This window comes from Laspinema palackyanum D2c (assembly GCF_025370875.1).
Taxonomy (GTDB): Bacteria; Cyanobacteriota; Cyanobacteriia; order Cyanobacteriales; family Laspinemataceae; genus Laspinema; species Laspinema palackyanum.
Window position 1 is genome coordinate 25,544 of the sequence record NZ_JAMXFD010000004.1, and the last position, 22,921, is coordinate 48,464.

Here is a 22,921-nt window from a genome sequence, read left to right on the forward strand (position 1 = left end):
GGCAGAGCCATGTAACGCCCCGTTGGAGGCTCTGCTTCCTGTCCCGTACTAGGCGTTAAACTGCCAATTGTCCGGATCACGACAGAGCTACTCCCTTACTTTAAAATATCCTCCAACTTTTGCCCTTCCGGAAGACCAATAAACACGCGATCGCCTGGATTCAACCCCTCCAGAATTTGAATTTGATTTCCCAAAGTTGGTCCGATCGTCACCGACCGAAATTCCGCTTTCCCTTCAGCATTGGGAATCAAAACCCCAGTTTCCCCTCGATTAGTAACGATCGCCACCGTCGGGACCACCAAGGCATTATCCAATTGCTCCCCTAAAAACGTCACATCCACATTCATTCCTGATTGCAACGTCTCCGTCCCAGATTCCAAATCCACTCGCACCTCAAACAAGGTCACATCCTGTTGCCGAATCGCTTCAGGAGCAATTAAATTCACCTTTCCTTGGAACTGTTCATCGGGATAGGCATCCGCCCGAATTTCCACCTGTTGACCCGAACGAATCCGACTGATATCCGCTTCCGGGACTTGGGCTAAAATTTCTAACCCTCTCGCCAGGGCCACAATCGAGGTGGATGTCGCACTTCCCGCACTTGATGCCGCTGTGGTTGGGGCGACAAATGAGCCTTCTGTGGCATATCGCTGGGTAATCTGACCGGCGAAGGGGGCGCGAATGATAGTATCTTCCACCTGCACTTCTACGGCTTTCAGTTGCGCTTCCGCTTCTCGCACTTCCGCTTCCACCCGCAGGAGTTCTTCGGGTCTGGCACCGCTTTGTTGCACCGATAAGGCTTGCTGCGCTTCCATCACTTCCGCTTCGGCGCGGGTGATTTCTTCCGGTCTAGCACCGCTTTCTTGGAGGTCCACCCCTTGTCGCGCTTCGGCAACTTCGGCTTCAGCACGGGTGATTTCTTCCGGTCTGGCCCCGATTTCTTGCATTTCCAAGGCAAGACGCGCTTCGGCAACTTCGGCTTCGGCGCGGGTGATTTCTTCCGGTCTGGCCCCACTGGCTTGCAGTTCTAAGGCTTGACGGGCTTCGGTGACTTGAGCTTCGGCTTCGATAATTGCTTCTTGGCGAGAGCGAATCAGTTGTTCTAACCGTTGTTGCGATCGCTCTAAACTGGTTTGTGCCCGACGGTTTTCGGTCACCACTTCATCAAAGCGATCGCGAGAAATTGCCCCCTCATTCACCAATTCCTGATTCCGGCGCACCCGTTCTGCCGTCAGAGACAAGGTTGCCTCAGCTTCTTCAATTTGAGTTTCCGCTTGAGCAATCTCATCTTGCCGACTCCCGGAACGCAGTGCATCTAACCGCGCTTGTGCTTGGGTGAGTCTCGCCCGCGCTTGCGCCACTTCCTGGGAGCGATTTCCGGCCCGCAGTTGCGCCAGTCCGGCTTCGGCTTGAGCCAGTCTCGCCCGCGCTTGAGCGACTTCTTGGGAGCGATTTCCGGCCTGGAGTTGGTCGAGTCGGGCTTCGGCTTGGGCCAGTCTCGCCCGCGCTTGGAGTATCTCCTGGGGCCGATTTCCGGCGCGTAGTTGGTCGAGTCGCGCTTCGGCTTGAGCCAGTCTCGCCCGCGCTTGGGCTATCTCCTGGGGCCGATTTCCGGCGCGCAGTTGAGCGAGTCGAGCTTGGGCTTGTTCTAATCGCGCTGTAGCTTGGAGTCGTTGGGCTTCTACGTCCTGACTTTCCATGCGGGCGATGATAGCACCAGCTTCTACTTGGTCCCCTTGTTCGACATATAATTGAGCAATCCGGCCAGTGCTTTTGGGGGAGAGGTTGACACTCTGAATCGGTCGGACAGTGCCACTGGCTTGGATGCGGACGGTCAGGGTTTGGGTGTCTACGGGGACAGTTATTTCGGCGATCGCATCGGTGCGCGGTTGGGCGTTTTGGTAGGTTCTATAGGCAAAGGTGCTGACGCCTAATAATCCAGCGGCGATCAGCGCAATAATCACCCGTTTGTACCGCCGTTTCCCCTCGGGTTTAAAGTCCGGTTTAGGGGGAGGTAACGGGGGTTTTTTATGGTTATTTTGAGATTCAGTAACTTGCTCTATACTAGATGGCCGTTGCATTGGGGTACTCCTGTTTCCCGATGGAGAGGTGCCGGGATTAATGATGTTTTTAAAAAATTTAGGCTGACAGATGGATGGAGGATTGAGGGGGCGATCGCAGGGTTAAGGCTGCTTCACCTCTCGTTCCCGTTCCCAGCGTTGGACTAACCGAGGCAGTTCTCCTTCAAAAAAAGCGTGAAAATTTCGCATTTCCTCCAGTCGTTGCCGACGTTCGTCTGGTTCTCCTTCCAGTAACCCCAGTCCCCGTTCAGCTATTTCGCGCACCGCTTTAATTTGGGCGGTTTTTTGTTGAATTAATTCGGTCCAAGCACCTAATTTGATACAAAAATAATCTCGGCGATCGCCCGGTAAACTGATGCGATCGACGATTCCCGCTTGAATCAACAACCGAGACATGGTGCTAATTGACCCTTTAGAAGCCTGTAACGCTTCCGCCAGTTGACTCAAGGACTGATGCGGAGGGTCTGCAATCAACAACCACCCGAGAATTCGTCCCGCCATCCTCGGCATCCCGCTCAGTTCAAACAATAGGCCCACTTCTTCCACAAAGCGCCTCAGTTCAAACTGTTGCGCCTCTTTATCGACTCTGGACATACTTGCCCTAGATGAATTGCTTTATTCACAATTGTAGCAAAGTTTTGACTGTTTAGTAAAGACTGAACGAAATGAATTTTTACAGCAGCCACCCCTCTGTAGGGGCCATTCGCGAATGGCCCCCAATCTAATCAGGGAGAGGTCAGAAAAACTTGATAAAATTTTTGATAACCGCTCAATTTTGTACAGTTTAAGAGTCTTCCGTTGTTGTTTAGGCTGTTCTAAAAAAATAATTTCTACCGTATCTCCCGCATGAAAAGGCAAACCTGTTAATTCCAATCAACCATCTTTACTGAATGCAATCGTGAGTTTGTGAGCATTTTGTGAGCATTTATTGATGTAGTTTTAAATAATTAATAACGGTAAATTATCAATTATCAATTATCAATTATCAATGACCCTAATTCACAAAAGAAGTGGCATCTAAATAGTCAATGCGGGCGAGGGGACTGAGGGCGGATAAGACTTGAGTGCCATAGCTGCGGTAGAGGACGCGACTATCCAAAAGGGCGACGATGCCTTGGCGTTGCCGAACGGGTGCAGTCGCCCGTTGGAGTTCTCGCAAGGCTGTTGGTAACAGATACAATCTAAACCAGTCTTGCCGTTCGCGTTTGTAGTGAGCAACACGACCCGCAACTAAAGGATTTTCTAGAGACGGAATCGGCAAAGTGGCGATCGCCAGCAACTTGGGTGCGGGTAATGTGCCTTGATGTTCTCGCCAAAACTCCCAACCCGTAATTAAAATACTCTGTTCATCGACTTGAGTCTTCTCCACCTGCACCCGAGATCCAAACTCTGCCGCCAAAATTGACCCTAAGCGGGGTTTGAGAGGCATATCTCCGACTAAGATGACAATCGGTCCGGGAGTGGTTGCCGCAATACACAGAAGGGTTCTAAGTTGTTCTAATAATGCGGGTTCAAACTGAGGGGTATTCGGCATGGGAATCCCCTCGGGTAAATAGAGTTGAATCATCTCATTTTGGCGATCGGGAGAGAATTTCAGGGTGGTAACATCTCCCAATCCCAATTGCTGGCGATAAATTGGCGCTGAGGTTTCTAAATCTAACGCCCCCCCAATCAACACAACCGGCTGCTGGTCCCAGATGGGCGCTAAGGCTGAAGCTACTTCCACCGGGGTTGCAGATAGGGTAAATTGGCCTAACTGTCGGTCAATGGCGGCCCAAAGGAGTCGATTCCCGCTATGAAACTGCTGCCAAAAGTGAATCCAGCGATCGGGCAGTTCTGGGGATGGAGGATGACTGGAGACGGTGGTAGTCCCGTTGCGCTGTTGCAGGGTGTGATAGAGCCCCTGTAAGATTCCTTCTTCCTCCGACTCCAGCATTGAACATCCGTAGGGGTTGGCGGGATGTTGGAACAAGGCACGAGTCAGTTGCACTCTGACATCGCGAATGATGGCAGCACAATTGGGACGGGAGACCATCAATTGATTCCAGTCCCAAGATTGGAGGGTGATGCTGAGTTGCTCACTGGCCCAGGATTCTAGGTCATCGGCCCCGTCAATAATCGTGGGAATTCCTGGGGGGATTTGGGTGCGATCGCCCAGAACATCTTCCAACCACAATCTCGGGGAAATAATCAGCAATCCTTGAAAATCCGCACCGGGCCACCGCCAACCCCCCGAGGCCCCATCGGTAACCGTGCGAATGGTCTTATTTGTCTCAATCCACTGCTGCATCTGGGGGATTTCCACCAACAGTAACCGCTGTTGAATTGCTTCTGGGGCGACTAAAATCGCGGGTCCGGGCCAAATCAGGATCGGGGTCAAGTAACTGAGGCGATGTCCGCCATGAGCGCCCACTGATGGGATGCCGGTTTGAATCACCGCACTCCGACCCACCCGAAACGCACGGGCCACTAACCGCGCCATCGACAAATGATGCGGCCAATAGGGTTCACCTTGCGATCGCAGGAATGCTCTGAGTTGTTGGTGGACTTCTAATTCAATCACAACAGGACGATATCGGATCGGCATTAATCCGGACAAGATGTAATCGTGAGGTGGGATGGGGAGGTTGTTCGTAGTAACGACTTCAGTCGTTATCCATGTTCGTAGTAACGACTTCAGTCGTTATCCATGTTTGTAGTAACGACTTCAGTCGTTATCCATGTTCGTAGTAACGACTTCAGTCGTATCATGGCTGAAGCCGTGAGACGGACCATGAGCGGCTTAAGCGCCTGTAAAGGAACTGGAAGATCGGGACAGGGGTGCGTTACTTGGCGTAAAGCCAAGTAACGCGGAAACGACTGAAGTCGTTACTACAAACGAAGAGTACGACTGAAGTCGTGACGTTGAACGGGGAACTTCATCTCCCCCATTCCCCCATCCAAGCTAGAGCCTCAATATAGCGTAGGGTGGGCATTGCCCACCCTACAGATAGCTAAATTTAACGGCGGCGTCTTGTGCCACCGCCTGAGCGACGGGGGGCCGATCGCGTGGGAGAGGAGGAACCCCCACTGCCAAAACTGCCACGACGAGGAGTAGAACTGCCGGATGAGTTGGAGGCAGGGCGTTGTAGGTTGCTGCCACCCACACCGGACCCAGTAGGCCGAGAGTTCGTGCTTCCCGTGGCGGGACGATTGACATTACTGGGATTCGACCGAACTCGACCCGTTGTCCGCAATGAGTTCTGGCGATTTTTAACCGCTGGGGGTGGAGATTGGTAGCGGTTGCTATATTGCTGGACCGCTTGCTGATATGAGTTGCCATACCCGCCATAACCCGTCATGACTACCCCAGGTTGATACATCGGGGGAACGTAATAGCGGGGGGTAAACAGCGCATTGGCAACCATTTGTCCGGCGATCGCACCGGCAAAGGGAGTCCAGAAGCTAGATTGCTGGCGAACAATTACCGTTTCCGGTTGGCCGGTTTGCGGGTTGGGTTGGGTTTCGGTTACCGCGTGAATATATTCAATTTTGAAGTCTTCGGTCAAATGCAGGGAAGCTTGACCGGACTCCACCTGAAGGTAACTTTTTTGACCGGCAGAAATTTCTTCGGGAGTTAAACTCGCCATTGGCAAGTCATCGGTGTTATAGACCGAGGGGGATGCATTGAGCAGAAACAGGCTATATTCCCCGTTGGCATCGTTATAGCTGGCCTGCTGGACGGGATAGCGACCGTCAGCCATTCTTGTTGGGGTAACGGAGGTGCTGGGGTTGGATCCGCTGGAGGAAGACGAACCTGTGCTGGTGCTACAGGCGGTGGTGGTCCAACAGAGCATGAATACCATTAAGACTGGGATTAGTTTGCGGAACATGGCGGAGGTACTGCATGAAATTGATTCAAGTCAAGATTCACCGGACCGAGTTGCTCAGTCCGGTTGCTCTTTTCTTGATTGTAAGAGAAGACTATTTTGGATGACAGGTGGGGTTTTACAGAGGGATGAGTTCGGGAAAATACTCAAGGATTTGGTCTTCGGTGAGTTCTTCCCCGATCGCCGCCGGTGAAAAGTGGATTTGAATGCCACGGAGTCGCTCTTGGTAATGCAGGGCGATCGCGGCTTTCAGACCCGCTTGTAACGCTGCCACATTAGAGAGGTCGGTTTCCAGTTCCGGGACTTCTCCCTCTGCCGCTAAGGTGATCATGACGACGACATTGCGAGTCACCGGGAGAGATAAGGTTTCTTCGGCAGAATCTGCTAACCGGACTTCACTGCCATATCGAGCAGCCGAGTCGGTAAATAGCTCGGTCCAATAGTCCCCTGCTTCCCCTTCGTCCCAGACCACATCCCCTTCATTGGCGGCAGACTTCCAATAGTCATCGTACCGCAAGAGACTTTCGGTGATTTCTACCAGGGCCTCCCCGAGGGTTTCCAGGTCTCCATCGCTATCGAGAACGGGTCGGATGCCTTGGTTGAGTACACCCAACAGGGGAGCCACGTCATTCCCGGCGAGATGGAGAAAGATTCGGGAGACGACAAACCGGGAACGGCCCATCATTTTTTTAAAGCGATCGCGCATAAGTCTCGATTGGCAAATAAACTCAGAAAAGTAGGGTGTAAAAACTCGACTCCCTTCCGGTTGTCAGGTTTTTTCTTAAAAATTATATACCCATTCTATTTTACGAAAAAAACGAGCGATTAACTATCGAGATAGTAAAATCCATCAATAAATTCCACTAAATGATTAATGCTGGGTAAAGCAAATTTGGTGGCTTTCATCGTGGTTCCTGTGGCGGTTTTGACCGAACCCGACGGCCCGATGTTGCGTTTTCCAAAACTGCCATCATAATAGACTTGAAGACTTTGGTCGCTGGAATTAGTCAGCAACACTTGGGTGGGGGATTCAAAAAAGTTGTAGGTGTCGCTGGGGGTGAGGGTAACCGGAGGGATTTGAAGGTCATTGACCCCATGAATGGTTTGACTGAGGGCGGTACTCAGTTGTTTAATTTGTTTAATCGCCTCCATGCTGTGACTGTTAATCGCATAGGCTTGCAGCATTTTCATTAAGGTGATGATATTTTTCTGAGTAGAGATGGCATTTTTAAAGGGGATAATGCCAATATAAGCGATGGGAAAAATATCGCGATCGCTATCAATTTTAAAAACCAATTCGGTGCGACGGTAGCCTACATTAATACTGGGAGGATGAGGCATCATTTCCCCTTGACTGGCAATTTGATGGTAAACCTGAGCTAAGGTTTGATTGGCCTCATGAGTTAAGGGAGCATCAATGATAATCCGAACCGTTGGGGGGGTTTGATTAAAAAATTTTTTAGCTTCTTCGGCGGAAAAGCGATAGATTTGAGTGCGATCGCCATGAGGACTCAAGTCAACCCACTCGCAAGTAATCCCTTCAGTTTTGAGGTTGTAGCGGGAAACGCCGTAGAGTTTTGCGCCGGTGAGAGTCGCGCCACTGAGGTCCGCACCCACCCACTCCACCCGGATTAAATTAGATTGGGTCAAATCCGCATGGACGAAACTGGAATTAATCAGGTTTGCGTTACTTAAGTCCCCTCCAAGCAAGTTAGCTCCGCTGAGTTTTGCCTCACTTAAGTCAGCCCATCGCAGATTGGCTCCACTTAAATCCGCCCAACGGAGATTGGCCCCACTGAGATTGGCCCCACTGAGATTGACCCGACTGAGGTTCGCGTGGCGGAGTTCTGCCTCGGTCAGGTCGGAGCCACTGAGTTCGGACCGGCTCAGGTCCGTCCCGCTTAATGTTGCCCGTTCCAGATTGGAGCTTGTCAGGTTCGTTCCCCGCATATCGGCTTCACTTAAGTTAGAACCACTCAAGTTCACTTGTCGGAGTTTGGCCTCTCGTAAATCGGCTCCGCTGAGGTTAGCCTCGCTTAAGTTGGCTCGACTGAGTTCAGCGCGGACTAATTCGGCGCGAATCAAAGCCGCTTGAATCAACTCCGCACCGCTGAGGTTAGCGCGGACCAGATTTGCGACATTGAGAATGGCACCATTGAGCTTGGCCTTACTGAGATTGGCCCCACTCATGCGAGCCACATTAAGTTTTGCGCCGGTGAGGTCCGCCTCACTGAGATTAGCTCCGCTGAGATTTGCAATACTGAGGGTGGCGTTACTGAAGTTTGCGCCACTGAGATTGGCTCGACTGAGATTAATTTCGGTCAGATCCATCCCAGAAAAGTCTCTTTCTCCTGCTGCATATTTTTTGATAATATCCTCGGCTTGCATAGATGGTATTCCTGTGAAGAAAGTGTTGATGGGTTAGTGGGGTACGCGCTCAGGGGATCCTGGAGGCCAAAATTAGGAAAAAAAGGAGAGGAAAGAGGGTAGACAATAGAGAATGGAGGAAGATATTTTATTTCTGAGAGATGGCATTCGAGGAAAAGTGCAAGCCTTTGATAAAATTAACCAGCAAGTTGACTGGGGGTAGAGAAAAATTTGGACTAGAAACAACGGGTCCAGTAGGCACTCCGTTGTTGCCGAGGGCGATATTAACCAGCCGTTTCCCAAAATGGGGATTGTGATGGACATCTAAGGTGCGATCGCCGGAATTAGTCAACACCGTTTGCGTGGGAGATTGGAAGAACTTTCCCCGTTGCACAATTCGAGAAAAAGTCTGGGAGTTTTTAATTTCCTTGACCTTTTCTCGGGCATCATTGAGTAACCCAGAAATTTCTTCTGATTCAATCATATCCACTAAATGTTCCAGATTTTCTTGGGTCACCCCGGCATCTTTAAAGGGGAGAATTGCCACATAAGCTGTAGAGAACAATAACAGATCATTGCCGATTTTAAAGCTGAGTTTGGTGCGCCGGGAACTCACTTCAATATTGGGCGGTTCGATTAAGTCAGGATAGCGATGGGCGATTTGATGGTAGGCCAAGGCTAAGGCTAAATGAGCATCTTGGTCGAGGGCCGCATCAATCAGCAGGTCCACCGTGGGTAGAGTTTGATGAAAAAAGGTTTCCGAGGTTTCTGGGGTAAAGCGGTAGACTTGAGTGCGATCGCCATTGGGACTCAGATCCAGCCACTCGCAGATAATCCCTTCCGTTTTCAAACCAAACCGAGACACCCCATGCAGTTTGGCTCCGGTTAAGGTTGCACCGGAAATATCTGCTCCCGTCCAGTCCACTTGGATCATATTGGCGTAGGTCAAATCCGCATACACCAAACTCGCATCCAATAAATTGGCTTGACTCAAGTCTGCACCTCGGAGGTTAGCGCCGCTCAATTTAGCGCCACTGAGGTCCGCACCTCGCAAGTTCGCCTCACTTAAATCAGCCCAGCGCAAATTAGCTCCAGAAAGGTCTACTCCCATGAGCTTGGTATGAGACAGATCCGCTTGGCGCAACTCACAATTTCTGAGGTTGGCTCCACTGAGGTCCGCACCACTGAGGTTCGTCTCTCTTAAATTAGCCTGTTCCAGATTAGCCCCCATTAAAGAGGCTCCTCTCATGTCCGCTTCACTGACATTAGCGCTGACTAGATAGGCTTGTCGGAGTTTTGCTTCGCGGAGGTTGGCCCCATTGAGGTCCGCTTGGGTGAGGTTCGCACCGCTGAGTTCGGCACGCATGAGTTCGGCACGGATCAACGAGGCTTGAATTAACAGGGTTCCGCGTAGATCCGCCCGAACTAAGTTGGCAACATTGAGGTCCGCTCCATTGAGATTGGCTCCACTCAGGTGAGCGCTGTTAAGTTTCGCAACATTGAGCTTGGCATGGCTGAGATTGGCTCCAGTGAGGTCAGCACCGCTAAGATTGGCAATACTCAGGTTGGACCCACTTAGGTTGACTTCGCTAAGATTAACTTGACTGAGATTGACTTCAGTCAGCATAACCCCAGGAAAGTCTCTGGCACCAGCTAGATATTTTTTGATTAGTTCTTCAGCTTCCATCGGGGCACCCTGAGAACAGCGGGACTTTACGGAGATAGCAGGCTTGCATTACCATCCTAGCGGAAGAGCGATCGCCATATAGGAAAGTCCCCGCTTGTGGTACTGCTGAGTCGTTGGGAATCGTTCCCGGGATTGAAAACCACGGGAGGGATTGTTCCATGCAATTGCTAAGGGTTAGGCGATCGCCATCCATCACAAAATCACCAAACGCACCAAGGGGGATAACTTCCACCAGAACACCGGGAGATCGACTCACTCTAACATTTTCTGACCCTCAATCTTCCTAATTTTTCCCAGGGCGATCGACAAGGTTAACCCCCATCGGTTATCGGGGCCTTCCACTAACGGTCAACTAACTGTTGAAGAAGGAAAAGATGAAACCGGCGACAAGTCAAAACAAGTAGGAATTGCTGGGTACCGATTTTTAAAGTGCCAATAGGTGAATTATTCCCCGTTAGGGGCAAGGCGCTCGCCCACTGCAACTTGGATGAGTTTTAGCAGTTTCCCTTGTCACGGACTGGAGTAATTTGGTTCCCCTCGGGTCTGGGGAATGGCGATGGGATTCGCAAGGAGCCAACTGGGGTCATAATAAATCGGAATTAGGTATTTAAAAGAGCCGATGAACGTTGGAATTGTGGGTCTGGGTTTAATTGGAGGTTCCTTGGCGTTGGATTTGCGATCGCAGGGTCACCGCATTTTAGGGGTGTCCCGTCGCCCACAAACTTGCCAGGAAGCGGTAACGCGCCAAATCGTGGATGAGGCAGATGTAGAGATGACCCTGATGGCAAACGCCGAAGTGGTATTTATATGCACGCCGATCGCGGCGATCGCTTGGACCGTAGAACGACTTATCCCCCATCTCAACCCTACCGCTATCATAACGGATGTGGGGTCCGTGAAAATGCCTGTGGTCGAAGCGGTTACTCCCTTATGGGCGAACTTTGTCCCAGCGCATCCAATGGCGGGGACGGCAGAAAGCGGACTGGATGCGGCAGTGCCTGATTTATTTGTCGGACGTTCTTATGTGATTACTCCCACAGAGGATACCCCTGCTGCCGCAGTAGAAACCGTTACCGAGTTGGCACGTTCTCTGGGGTCCCAGGTCTACATAAGCAGCCCTGAAGACCATGATTGTGCCGTTGCTTGGATTTCTCATTTGCCGGTGTTCGTTTCCGCCAGTTTAATATCCGCCTGTCTGGGGGAACCTGTGGGGAATCGCCTGAAATTAGCCCAACAGATTGCCAGTAGTGGCTTTCGGGATACCAGCCGAGTCGGTGGGGGTAATCCCGAGTTAGGGGCGATGATGGCGCAGTACAACCGAAAGGAAGTGTTGCGATCGCTCTATGCTTATCGGGAGCAACTGGACCAGTTCATCGGGGCGATCGAGACCGAAGACTGGAATGCCTTGACCCAGGCCCTAGAACAGACCCAACACCATCGTCCGTTCTTTGTGGGAACCCCAGACAGCCAGAAGCATTCGCCATAACTAGACTCAGGTTCAAACCTAGACCGTTAAGGACCCGAGTGCAGTGGAAATTCCCGGTTCTTTCTTTGAGGGAGTTGTCTCAGAATGGCTGAAAATCGGTACAATAGGAAAAAGAAGCTACCTAATTATTCGAGTTGATTAAAGCGTCCAGGCACCAAGTTAGGGGTCAGTTACCCAAGTCAGTCCCGCGAACTGACCCGAACGGGCCAGCCTTGAGGCCCAACCTGCCTAACTTGAGCGAGTTCCTAACGGGGCGATCGCAACAGGATGGGGAGAGACGGCAACCATACCAGCCCCTAAAAACCGTCGGACGATCCTTCAATCCTTAGTTAAAATCCCCTTGTCCACCTAACTTTTGTTCGCACCCTGTTCAGAATCCCAGCTTTTGTCCATTTCTCGCTACGATATCCCCCCTCGGCGAGGGCGACATTTAATTTGGATTGGTACATTGCGAGCAATATTGACGGGTTTTCAAGCTACACTGTCAAATTAAATCGGTAGCCATCAACCCCGAGGTGGAACAGTTCAACTCAAGCCATGCATTATGGAAACAATCGGAACCCCATCCCGGTCCCACCTTCACTTTGGGGAACTGGTGCGATCGCCGGGGCATTCTCGCTTTGGTGAGAAATACGATTTAGCAATTGAAAAATTATTTGCTCAGGAGAAGCCACCTATGCTACACCGCAAGATTTATCAATTCTGTTGCGATGGTCGTGAAGTCAGTATTTTCTTGCGGGATCAGCAACGTTGGATTGACGGTGTTCGCATTCTTGACATCGAAGGAGATTTAGTCACGATCCGCTATGAAACCGATGAAGAAGATGAACTCTCTTCCTGGGAAGAGATGTTTCGCCTCGAAAGCATCGGTGCCGTTAGCCAAAAAATTGCCTGCGTTTCGCGAGGTAATGTGGAGCCTTTGGTATCAGATGACTGTCCCGAAGCCGAACAAATTCCCAAACGCTCTCCCGACTTGAATCAAGAATAATGGAAAAAGTCGGTTTTGCCTTGAATCCTACAGTGTTTCCAGGTCAACCGGCGATCGCTTATGTTCAGAAGTACAATAAACCGGGTTTCTGTACAACCAGAATTGAAGTCAGACCCATTAACGGGTAGGAAACCGGGTTTTTTCTCCCCTCCCCTCTGCTCAACTGAGGCGATCGTTAAAAACCCTTAGAACAACAAATCCAAAATCATAGCCTTGAGTGCCACTGCGGTACTTAAGGCTATGATTTTGTAGTAGTGGCGACACCCGGCGGGGGTTTAAACCCCCGCCTAACAGCTAAAGTCGGTTAAAAACCGACTAAAAACACTACGGCATCAGACTTCCAGTGGGTTTCAACTGACATCTTGCACCAGGCGACACCCGGCGGGGGTTTAAACCCCCGCCTAACAGAATCAAGTCGGTTGAAACCGACTGAAAACACCAGGGGATAAGACTTGCAGTCGGTTTTTAACCGACTTTAGCTATTAGGCGGGGGATTTATCCCCCGCAGGTTGTGGCTTAAGTTGTTAGTCCGCCAACGTTTAAACCCCCGCCGGTTGTTGCAACTTTTTTCAAGAGTAAATTAGGTCTTTAACAACCGGATGCAATAGCCTTATGCATCAGGCGGCGCGACAGGTGGAACCAGCGCCGCTTCAAACGCGGGACAATAACCATCGGGAGTCACCTTAAACCCAAACAAAGGGGAAACCTGATTCCAACAACGCTGTCCTCGATAATACCGACAGTTTCCGCAACATTCTATATTCGCGCTGACCCGGGCGGCACTCCCTTGAGAAAGCAATTCTCGTTGAGAAACCCCACGCACCACTAATTCCTCACCCTGCCAACGCGCTTCAATTAATCCAGTATCTGAAAACTTCTGCCACCGGGGATCCAAGGCCAAAGTTTGGGACAGAGAAAGGGTAACGCTGCTTTGATGTTCCGTGAGTTCTCCCGGATAAATTTCCGCCGGGGTAGCTGGTTGCAAAATTGTCTCCCCGATCGGGAGTTCTACGAGATTCCCCGCTTCTGGAGTATGTAAATGATAACGGTTGCGGAGTTCATCTAAGTTGGTTAAGTCCGCTAGATAGGCAGGGGAACCGTGGATAAAGACGACGTGCTGGGGATGTAAGTTATGAATGAGTTGAGTGGTGCTATTGCCGTCACAATGTTGGGCGAGGAGATAGGTTTCTAGGGTAAAGCGGGACTTGGGGAGATGGGCAAATAACGAATCTGGGTTATAGCGCTGAGGTTGTCCAGGATATTCGGGAAGCAAAATCAACCAGGGTTGGCGATCGCCTCCCTCAAAATTTTTAAGATTGCTATTTAATTCCGTAAGCAGGACACAAGGACCGTTTGCCAGTTCCGAATGGTGTTCGGGGAATAAGCGACGCACCCTCGGACGGATTCGTTCGTCCCAAAATAGGGGTTGATGGCGGGCAAAGTTTTGGACTGAGGCGGGGAGTTGAGGGAGGAGTTCTAAATAAATATCACAAGCATCGGCAACGGTTCCCTCGACCCAAATATCCAAGTCTCGCCCGGTGAATTGGTGATGACTCCGTAGAAGCATCAGGATTTCTTGACCTAAACCAACCGTAGGGGTAGGAAGCAGGACGGATTGACCCTGGGCGATCGCCCGTTCGATGCGTTCAGCGAGTTGGTTTTCCTGCGATCGGCGATGAGGAAACCGCGAGGTCCCATAACTGCCTTCGACAATCAGCACATCTGGATCTAATCCCCTCAGTTCATCTAAGGGCAATCCTTCCACTAAGCGAGAATTGGAGAGGAAAAAATCTCCGGTATAAAGCAGGGTATAGGGTCGGGGCGGTTGAGGCGATCGCCCGGAGGGGGTGGGGGTATAGCTCAATAAAATAGCCGCTGCCCCTGGGAGATGTCCAGCGGGAAATAATTCAGCGGTCAATCCATCCAGAAATTCAACCGGGGTGCGCCAGGGTAAGGCTTGACAAAATCTTAAGCGATCGCGTTCTCCCTCGGGCCAGTTCAGGGGAAGTAGTTCCGTGGTGACTTCGCTGGCATAAATCGGTAATTGGGGAAAGGCTTGATGCAGGGACCATAAACCCCGGGCATGATCAGCATGAGCATGAGAAACCAGCACTAAATCTGCCGGTAAGGAGCCAGGGCCACTGCCTTTGTTCTCCAAACCCGCTTGCAAGGGTGAGATATCTCTGATGCCACAGTCGAGGAGGATGCGATAGGGTCCCATCCGCACCTGTAAGGAGACTCCCTCATCTCCATGACCGACACTATAGGGTAAACATTCAAGCTGATCCATTTACGCTGAGCATACCTGAACATCGCGACTCAAGTCTGGAATGATAGCGGATGAAGGGGTTGGGATTCTTCTACCCCAGGTACTCTGTCCCAAGCGGTTGCCGTTCCATGCGGGGGATACCGGAATCTTTGGGACCTTTCTCGGGTTGGATGGATCGAGGCGATCGCCCTGACCCATTTTGCCGGTCAATCCTTCCGGACCTTGCAACCTTACAGCATCTTGTTTCCTGCCCGGTTTTGGCTTGCTTTTAGAATAAATTCTCATAATGGAAAACCCAGATGAGGCAAGTGCTTTGCTCACCGGGCTAGGGGATAAGGCTAGATTCTGTTCTATCGAGATAGATCTGTTACTCAGGGGAATCGCCTCCTGGAAGCAATTGAATTTCTGGATGTTCATCCACTGACCGAATTCGATGACTTAGATTTGATGCTACCAAGGAAGGGGATCATCCTCAAATCCTTTTTTGCTCCCCTCCTTAGCTAATGGGGTCTCTCCATCAGGTTTTCCCGGGACAGAGGGGGCAACCGGGAGGCGATCGCTCCCTTTGCCCTCCATCGGTCAGGGTTTTGTCAAGAAATCCTATCCTAGGGCATCGGTACAGTAGAGATGAAAAACTGGGTTGCTTGACTCAATCTCTCGGAAAAAAGCAATTTTCTTAGGGACAGAACCCGCTTTGGGGTCCCCTTGATCTGATCTCTCCCGGGAAGGCCCAGACCAGTGAAACTGAAAGATTAAGTAAAGTTTGGCAACAAAAGTGAGCAACCGGCTATGAAATCAAGTTAATATTCAACAGGGTTGCTATCAGACCCTCATCCTTCTCGGCACGAAGACTCGCAACGGGCCGGTTTCTTTCGATGGCAACGGGGAATGAAATCATCGGCTTAACCGGGATGCTTTGCATGAGGAAGGGGGATTTCCCACTGGATCCGTTAGCTCAATTGAAATTCTAGCATTTCTACTTTCTTTACTATGGGTGAAGCAAAACGTCGCAAGTCAACGCTCGGAGATCAGTATGGCAAAGAGCCCAGAATCGTGCCTTGGTTGCCGATTACTAAAAGTCAATCAGAACAGTTTGTGAAGTGGACCGTCCAAGGAAGTTGGCTAGGGATTGGGTTTTTGATTGTAGCTTGGTTAACCGTTCGCTTCATTGGCCCTGCAATGGGTTGGTGGGAAGTGAACTAAATTGGCCTTTTTAAGCTAATTCAGGGGCGATGTAACGCTGAATTTCTTTACCGAGTGGCATTCTGGGATGCCGATTGGTATCGAGGCTAACGGGGTCCTTACCCCGCTTAGACAATCCAAGTATTGACAATCTCTCAAACAATTTTCTAATCACTCTGATAAGAATTTCCTATTCTTATGGGCGATCGTCGTAGGCTAACCAGCCTCCATAGGTTTTAGGGAATTGGGGGTCAATCTAGACAGGGAAAAGCACTCCGGAAACCCCCGGAATTCTCTTGAATCTATGACCTATCCAACTATCAAGTGTCGTCACGGATACCTCCTGTGAACGATGAATCACGTTAACTTAGTGGCATCCCTTCCGTGGGACGTTTACAATTGGACTACCATTGGACAGGTGAAGCCCTAGATATTATATCGACTCCAGGAGGAGGTCAAATCTAAAAAAAACATTAAAAAGTTCTAAAATGTGGTGTGGTGATAGGAGAAAGTAAGTGTTTATCAGACTCGCCGAACAGCACCGTCAATTTGTCAAGGATCTGGTCATGAACCTACAGGCCCTAGCGATCGTGCTAGAGCGTCGGGGTTACCTGGCATCTTGCTATACCTGCGGGGGCCAAATGAATAGCGCCTCCTTTATGGTGAGCCTAGGAGAAGATCACTTGATTCGGTTTTTGGTGTCGGATTATGGGATTACCTGGACAGAAATGCGCGACGATCGCGAATTAATGAAATTAGAGGGCGCAGAAGCGATCGCCCAGCTTCAGGAACTCGCCAACCTGGTCAAATGTCAGATGAAAGCTATTCCAGACCAGCCCGATCTGGCAGTGGAAGACGTCAATGAGCAACTCGTGTAGCAACACGGGTCTGAGGCTCGCCCTTGAAGGGAACCCGATATCTCAATCTCCTGGTGGTCGATCAGGAGAACATCGGGTTTACGATAAGAGAGCGGGCTAATTTTTTTGGGGCTGAAAAATGTTAGGCTGAAAGAACGGAACGACAAACGCCACGGTAACGAGCGCTCCTGGGGTTTATCTGGCTTCAATTGGCGTTTCGGGATCCACACAGCCAGCTTGCAAAAAAAATATGACTGCCCTAGAAGCTAATTGGGAACATCATTATATTGAAACGAACCGGATCCGCTTGCACTGTGTCTCTCAAGGAGAAGGAGAACTCGTTCTCCTGTTGCACGGATTTCCGGAGTTTTGGTATTCCTGGCGCTATCAAATCCCAGCGCTTTCTCGATATTTTAAAGTAGTCGTCCCGGATCTGCGCGGCTATAACGATTCGGATAAGCCAGACAGTGGCTACGATCTGGATACGTTAAGTGCAGATATCAAAGGTTTAATTGAAAGTTTAGGATATGTCAAGGCCCATATCGTGGGTCATGATTGGGGAGGGGCGATCGCCTGGCATCTGGCTGAACGTTTTCCCAATTGCTTGGATCGCTTGGCAATTTTGAATGCACCCCACCCCCAACAATGGTTACAGGCAATGGGGAGCAACGTAGATCAACTACGCCGCAGTTGGTATGTCCTGGCATTTCAGGTTCCAGGAGTCCCGGAGTGGCTGATCCAGCAGAACTTAAAGGATTTTGTTAAAAAGGTATTCCAGGAACAAGCAATCCGCAAAGGGGCGTTTACATCGGAACTGACTAAGATTTATCAGGAAGCATTAGAAAAACCTGGAGTCCTCTCTTCGGCGATTAATTATTATCGACAACTGATGTCTCCCTTGAATTGGGTCCAGAATTTGGGGCGATCGCCTCATTATGTCACCGCACCCACCCTGGTATTGTGGGGGGAAGAAGATTCGTTTTTGAGCAATAAGTTAACCGATGGATTCGATCGGTTAATTAAAGCGCCGTTTCAACTCAAGTTAGTTCCCCACTGCGGTCACTGGATCCAGCAGGAAGTCCCCCATCTCGTGAATCGAGAATTGCTCTCCTTCTTGCGCGCAACATCCCATCGGGGACGGTTGATTAAGAAGGGGGAAGAATGATTGGGGGAGTATGGGGGAGATTGGGTCCATGTTTGTAGTAACGACTTCAGTCGTTGCTCTCGTGTGATGGCTGTCGCCATCACACGAGCAATCCGAGGGTCTAGCACCTGCTTCGGAACTGGAGGACGAGCCTAAGCTGAGGGCGTGACTTGGCTTTATGCCAAGTCACGCGGTAACGACTGAAGTCGTTACTACAAACAAAAGAGGAGAACGACTTCAGTCGGGACGTTGAACATCCCCCCATCCTTCCCATCTCCCCTATCTCCCCTATCTCCCCTATCTCCCCATGCACAGTTTCATCCCACCTGAGCGTTTTTTTCCCTATCTGAGTTGGACGGATATCGCGGCGATGCCCGATAAAGGGAATGTTGTAATCATTCAACCCTTGGGGGCGATCGAACAACATGGTCCTCATTTGCCTGTGATTGTCGATAGTGCGATTAGTATGGCGGTTTTAGGAAAAGCTTTAGAACAATTAAGTCCTGAGATTCCAGCCTATGCTTTGCCGCCTTTATATTATGGAAAATCTAATGAGCATGGGAATTTTCCGGGGACGATTAGCTTAAGTATTCAGACCCTTTTATCGACCTTAATGGAGATTGGGGAGAGCCTTTATCGGGCAGGATTTAGAAAATTAGTTTTCATGAATTCTCATGGCGGTCAACCGCAAGTGGTGGAAATCGCGGCTCAGGATTTAACGGCAAAGTATCCAGATTTGATGGTCTTTCCACTATTTACTTGGCGAGTTCCCAATGAAAGTAAAGCGCTCATTTCGGAAAAAGAGCGGAGGTTGGGAATGCACGCGGGGGATGCAGAAACGAGCTTAATGTTAGCAGTTTTGCCCGACTGGGTGAAGATGGAAAAAGCCGTGGAGGAATATCCCCCGGAACGTCCAGAAGGGAGTTTGTTAGGAACTAAAGGACCATTAACTTTTGCCTGGTTAACCCATCATATTAGTAACAGTGGGGTGGTCGGGGATGGGACTGCGGCGACGAAAGAGAAGGGCGATCGCATTTGGGAATCCTTAGCCCAGGGTTGGGTGCGCGTGATTCAAGAGGTGTATGAATTTCGCTCTCCAGGAGGGCTTCATTCTAACTGTGGGTGAATGCATAAGTGAAACCCTCGTCAAATCCGCCTAACTTGTTCTCAAAATCTCTAAACTCCGAATAGATTCGCCTACAGAAATCCTCAATACCCCCTTAACAAGGCCCGTGGGTTTTTTAGGGATGGGCCAGAGATGGACTAACTGGAGTTTTTGAAAGGCTTGACTTGAACAAAAAGTGATGTTCGAGAGTACCTCTAAGGGTGGCTTTGATGCGGGTCAGATGGCAGCCGATAAAACAGATAAAGACAAAAAAGTTTGTCTATTGTTCCCTTCTTATAATTTTTAAAATAAAGATGGACAGTTGGCCCAGTATAAGTCAAAATCAATGGGCGGACTTTTAGAGGAGAATTATGCGGATTTTGCTGGGTGGACTATTAGCCAGCTTTGTATTATGGGCATTTCCAGTATGGGGACAAATCTCGGATTCCCAAGTAGTGGCGCTGGTGGAAGCGCTGCGCTTGGTTACATCCAATTCATCGGGGAGGGATGATGGACTTGAGAGTGCCTGGAATATCAAACCGGCAAATATTAGAAGGTGGTCAAGGCTCTGTATTGGGGAGGAATTAACCCCGGAACAATTTAATTCCGATCGCATGAAGGCTCAAAATATTTTAGTGTGCGTGATGGAGGACGTATTGCGGGCGGAGTATCCACTCAGTGGGGACGATGAAGAAATCGCTGTGCGTCGTGCGGCGGCTTGGTGGGTGTCCGGTGATGGGAACTTGTACGATCGCGGTGAGTTTGATGACTATACTCAGCAGGTCCTTGAACTCTATCAAAATCTTCGTGCCCAGCCCAGTGATTTTCTCCCCACTCGCACTGCTAAAACCCTCAAAGCGAGCAACGGTTTCTGACCAGGATCGCCGATCGCCCGAACTCCTCACACACCTAAAACCGCGATCCGAAACAGAACCCCTGCGGGAAGAGGGTCCCTCTTAGTCCCTCCCTCAAACAACACCGCTGAAAACTTAGCCCCTCAACCCCAATCTACAACGCTATGAACTGAGTACCCAACTCGGCAAACAGTTTAGAACTTCCTCACTCTGGACTTCGAGGGGTTGTTTGAGGGGAATGATGATGGCGAATTCTGTGCCTTTTCCGGGTTCTGAAAAACAGAGCAGCTGTCCCCCATGCTTTTCGACAACGATCTGGTAACTAATCGACAATCCCAGTCCAGTCCCTTTACCCACAGGTTTGGTGGTAAAGAATGGGTCAAAGAGTTGCTTTTGTAAGTCTTCTGGGATGCCGTACCCATTATCCCGAATCCGAATCATCACGAAGGAGGGACGGGGGATTGTTCCCGGTATCGCTGCACAAACATCGGAGGGGTGGGGGGTGATGCCAGGGCAGGATTTGAAAGCCTTGTAGCGATCGCCCCGAGATAAATCCCTGCCTTGCTCCAGATTTGGCGTTCCCAGGCTCCTGCGGGCGATCGCCCGTTTCCAGTCTCCTGTGATCAGTTCGGTCCTAATCTCTATTTTCCCCACTGTGTCCGGCCCTTCTTCCACCGCATCGATCGCATTACTGAGGATATTCATAAACACTTGATTAAGAGAAGACGCATAGCATTCTATCGGGGGCAGCTCATTATACTCTTTGACAATTTCGATGGGAAATGCTCCCGAGCTAGACTTTAAGCGATGTTGTAAAATCAATAGGGTACTGTCAATCCCTTCATGAATATCTACAGGTTTCATCTGCGCTTCATCAAGTCGAGAAAAATTTCGCAGACTCTGCACAATTTCGTGAATCCGTTCGGTTCCCACCAGCATTGAAGAGAGCAAACTGGGAAAATCTGACCGGATAAAGTCGAGTTCGATCGCTTCGATTCGTTTGAGAATGGCTGGGTTAGGCTCCGGGTAATGCTCTTGATACAAATCAATCAAACTGAGTAAAGCGTCGCTATATTGGTGGGCATATTCCAGATTGCCATGAATAAAGTTAACCGGGTTATTCACCTCATGGGCAATCCCCGCTACCATCTGCCCAAGACCGGACATTTTTTCACTTTGAATCAATTGGGTTTGAGTATATTGCAGTTCTTCCAGGGTGCATTGGAGTTGTTGGGCTTGGGTTTGAGCTTCTAGGGCAACCGTCTGACTGGTTTCATACATTTCAGCGTGTTCGATCGCGATCGCCAGTTGATTCGCCACCGCCTCCAACAGTTCCACCTCGCGATCGCTCCAAGGTCGCATGATGCCACAACTCCCGGCGGCGATCGCCCCGATTGCTCCCGATCGCGTCTGGATCGGTAAAGCCACAATCGAATTCAATCCTCCCTGCACACAAAACTCGCGCATTTGAGAATCTCTGGCATTCTCCACTTGATCAACTCTGACCGTTTCTCGGCCAATCAACTGTTCCCCCAAAGAACCAATGTCGTCAGCACAATAGTACCCCAACAAACTCACACATCTTGCCGTGCGGGCTTCTTTGACCACTTCCCAGGCTGGAAGTGCGGCATGGGGACGATACCACATAAAAAAGCAGCGATCGATATCCAGAAGACTCCGGATCTCGCTCACTGCCGTCTCTAAAATCGTCTCTAAATCTAGGGAGTACCGAATCTGACTCGCTAACCGGAACAATAATGCCTCCCGGCGACTTTCTTCTAACTGCGATTCGTGGAGGATGGCATTTTCTAGGGCTGAGGCAGCTTGAGACGCCAGCATGGTTAACAATTTCAAATCCCCAGCAGCATAACTATGAGCTTCCAAGGTACTTACCGAAATTGCCCCAATGACGCGATCATTCGTCCTTAGGGGAACCGCCATCAGGGATTTTACCGGGATTTCATCCGCAGCTTTTCTGGGGTCGTGACTAACTTCGTTCACAATTTCTCCCATTCCCGAGGCAATCACTTGACCGACAATCCCCTCTCCTACCTTGAGGAAGGCGAATTCCTCTCCCTGTTGTCCAAACTGGGCCAAGGTTTCCAGTTCTCCCGTACTCGAATTGAGTAATCGGATCGATCCCCTACTGGACTTGAGCAGCCTCTGGGCTTCATCCAGCACGACTTTAGCCACTTCCTTGATATCCAAGCAAGCGGTTAATTTTTGAGAAATATTGTACAGCAGGGTAATTTCTCGATATTTATCTAACGCTTCATGAGCCAGTTGCTTTTTCTCTTGCTCTTTTTTCGCCAAATACCCCAGTAACTTCCCGACTGATTCGGCTTCCTCCCCTCCTCGCACCCAGCCCAAGACTTCCCCAGATAGCTCAATCGGATAGCTTTCTACTTGTTCCTCCCTGGGGGTGCCCAGGAGGATCTGCCCTGCTGAATCCCAGATCGTGCAGGCTTGAGATTGAATCGCGCTCAACAGTGGGGTCAAAATCTCTCTAACCTCCGGCTTCACCAAAAGCCGCCTGAGATTAATTTTAAAAATTTGAGTGCTTCCTTTCATCTGCGTTCCCTCTAGCTATCTAATTTTATAAAAGATTGGACGCTTATTATTGTATTGATCTGATTCCCTAAAAATTTATTTCACTCTCTGAAGGAAAATCTTTTTCCTCCCCTAGCTTTCCCCTGCCCTTGAGGAAGCCGTCTATTTTTCGTGGATCCTGATGCTCGACGTTGTAGCTCGCTTTCGGTTCGGCCTCATTGGATATCTATTTCTTAGACCTTCCATCTTGGCATCTACCATGAGGTAGAGATGTCTCATGAGTTAGTCCACCCCTACTCTCCCTAAAGTGCGGAGGGGGATTTTTTATGTTCTTTCTCGACCTGGGATCGCAGGCTTTTAAGGTTCTAACTAGAGAGTTAACTTTTTAACCGGATCACGCTTGAAAACCCCCTCTATTTTTTTGAATTTTATCTCCCGATCGCCCCACTTTGCTCAGAATGCCCAATCCTGATTGTGCTTAT

The 22,921-nt window shown here is 50.0% G+C and carries 18 protein-coding genes; 8 read left to right on the forward strand and 10 right to left on the reverse strand.

Annotated elements, in window-relative coordinates:
• Nucleotides 1-95: 95 nt before the first annotated feature.
• From NG795_RS06940 to NG795_RS06975, 8 genes are all read right to left on the reverse strand, one after another.
• Nucleotides 96-2,081 (reverse strand): efflux RND transporter periplasmic adaptor subunit, encoded by a 1,986-nt coding sequence (locus NG795_RS06940; protein WP_367287935.1) that lies wholly within the window; start codon nucleotides 2,079-2,081, stop codon nucleotides 96-98.
• A gap of 102 nt (nucleotides 2,082-2,183) precedes the next feature.
• Nucleotides 2,184-2,675 (reverse strand): GbsR/MarR family transcriptional regulator, encoded by a 492-nt coding sequence (locus NG795_RS06945; RefSeq protein ID WP_367287936.1) that lies wholly within the window; start codon nucleotides 2,673-2,675, stop codon nucleotides 2,184-2,186.
• 400 nt (nucleotides 2,676-3,075) lie between these two features.
• Nucleotides 3,076-4,668 carry an ATP-dependent DNA helicase gene (locus tag NG795_RS06950; RefSeq protein WP_367287937.1) on the reverse strand — a complete coding sequence of 531 codons (1,593 nt, stop codon included), beginning with the start codon at nucleotides 4,666-4,668 and terminating at the stop codon, nucleotides 3,076-3,078.
• 412 nt (nucleotides 4,669-5,080) lie between these two features.
• Nucleotides 5,081-5,953 (reverse strand): hypothetical protein, encoded by an 873-nt coding sequence (locus NG795_RS06955; protein WP_367287938.1) that lies wholly within the window; start codon nucleotides 5,951-5,953, stop codon nucleotides 5,081-5,083.
• A gap of 115 nt (nucleotides 5,954-6,068) precedes the next feature.
• Nucleotides 6,069-6,656 carry a DUF1517 domain-containing protein gene (locus NG795_RS06960; protein ID WP_367287939.1) on the reverse strand — a complete coding sequence of 196 codons (588 nt, stop codon included), beginning with the start codon at nucleotides 6,654-6,656 and terminating at the stop codon, nucleotides 6,069-6,071.
• 119 nt (nucleotides 6,657-6,775) lie between these two features.
• Nucleotides 6,776-8,338 (reverse strand): pentapeptide repeat-containing protein, encoded by a 1,563-nt coding sequence (locus tag NG795_RS06965; RefSeq protein WP_367287940.1) that lies wholly within the window; start codon nucleotides 8,336-8,338, stop codon nucleotides 6,776-6,778.
• A 127-nt stretch (nucleotides 8,339-8,465) separates the two neighbouring features.
• Nucleotides 8,466-10,004 carry a pentapeptide repeat-containing protein gene (locus tag NG795_RS06970; protein WP_367287941.1) on the reverse strand — a complete coding sequence of 513 codons (1,539 nt, stop codon included), beginning with the start codon at nucleotides 10,002-10,004 and terminating at the stop codon, nucleotides 8,466-8,468.
• Nucleotides 9,994-10,260 (reverse strand): hypothetical protein, encoded by a 267-nt coding sequence (locus NG795_RS06975; protein WP_367287942.1) that lies wholly within the window; start codon nucleotides 10,258-10,260, stop codon nucleotides 9,994-9,996. The genes NG795_RS06970 and NG795_RS06975 overlap by 11 nt, the downstream gene beginning before the upstream one ends.
• A gap of 363 nt (nucleotides 10,261-10,623) precedes the next feature.
• Between NG795_RS06975 and NG795_RS06980 the strand changes: the two genes are divergently transcribed.
• The 3 genes from NG795_RS06980 (at nucleotide 10,624) to NG795_RS06990 (ending at nucleotide 12,606) form a co-directional block, all read left to right on the forward strand.
• Nucleotides 10,624-11,490, forward strand: coding sequence for a prephenate/arogenate dehydrogenase (locus NG795_RS06980; RefSeq protein WP_367287943.1), 867 nt, complete (start codon nucleotides 10,624-10,626; stop codon nucleotides 11,488-11,490).
• 676 nt (nucleotides 11,491-12,166) lie between these two features.
• Nucleotides 12,167-12,478 (forward strand): DUF6679 family protein, encoded by a 312-nt coding sequence (locus tag NG795_RS06985; protein WP_015149556.1) that lies wholly within the window; start codon nucleotides 12,167-12,169, stop codon nucleotides 12,476-12,478.
• Nucleotides 12,478-12,606: a hypothetical protein gene (locus NG795_RS06990; RefSeq protein WP_367287944.1), complete on the forward strand. Its 129-nt coding sequence runs from the start codon at nucleotides 12,478-12,480 to the stop codon at nucleotides 12,604-12,606. Before NG795_RS06985 ends, NG795_RS06990 begins: the two co-directional genes overlap by 1 nt.
• A gap of 482 nt (nucleotides 12,607-13,088) precedes the next feature.
• Here the strand turns inward: NG795_RS06990 and NG795_RS06995 are convergent, their stop codons facing one another.
• Entirely contained in the window at nucleotides 13,089-14,768 is a 1,680-nt protein-coding gene (locus tag NG795_RS06995; protein ID WP_367287945.1) for an MBL fold metallo-hydrolase, read from the reverse strand.
• Nucleotides 14,769-15,737: 969 nt separating this feature from the next.
• Between NG795_RS06995 and NG795_RS07000 the strand changes: the two genes are divergently transcribed.
• From NG795_RS07000 to NG795_RS07020, 5 genes are all read left to right on the forward strand, one after another.
• Nucleotides 15,738-15,950, forward strand: coding sequence for a DUF2839 domain-containing protein (locus NG795_RS07000; protein ID WP_367287946.1), 213 nt, complete (start codon nucleotides 15,738-15,740; stop codon nucleotides 15,948-15,950).
• Nucleotides 15,951-16,444: 494 nt separating this feature from the next.
• Entirely contained in the window at nucleotides 16,445-16,807 is a 363-nt protein-coding gene (locus tag NG795_RS07005; RefSeq protein WP_261198817.1) for a DUF1815 family protein, read from the forward strand.
• Between the two features lie 229 nt (nucleotides 16,808-17,036).
• Nucleotides 17,037-17,951, forward strand: coding sequence for an alpha/beta fold hydrolase (locus tag NG795_RS07010; RefSeq protein WP_367287947.1), 915 nt, complete (start codon nucleotides 17,037-17,039; stop codon nucleotides 17,949-17,951).
• 286 nt (nucleotides 17,952-18,237) lie between these two features.
• Nucleotides 18,238-19,056, forward strand: coding sequence for a creatininase family protein (locus tag NG795_RS07015; protein WP_367287948.1), 819 nt, complete (start codon nucleotides 18,238-18,240; stop codon nucleotides 19,054-19,056).
• A 350-nt stretch (nucleotides 19,057-19,406) separates the two neighbouring features.
• The gene (locus NG795_RS07020) at nucleotides 19,407-19,910 is read left to right on the forward strand and encodes a hypothetical protein (RefSeq protein WP_367287949.1); all 504 of its coding nucleotides are present in this window, start codon (nucleotides 19,407-19,409) and stop codon (nucleotides 19,908-19,910) included.
• A gap of 141 nt (nucleotides 19,911-20,051) precedes the next feature.
• On the opposite strand, the gene NG795_RS07025 is transcribed toward NG795_RS07020, so the two are convergent.
• On the reverse strand, nucleotides 20,052-22,460 hold the full coding sequence (locus NG795_RS07025) for a GAF domain-containing sensor histidine kinase (protein WP_367287950.1): 2,409 nt from the start codon (nucleotides 22,458-22,460) through the stop codon (nucleotides 20,052-20,054).
• Between the last annotated feature and the right edge of the window lie 461 nt (nucleotides 22,461-22,921).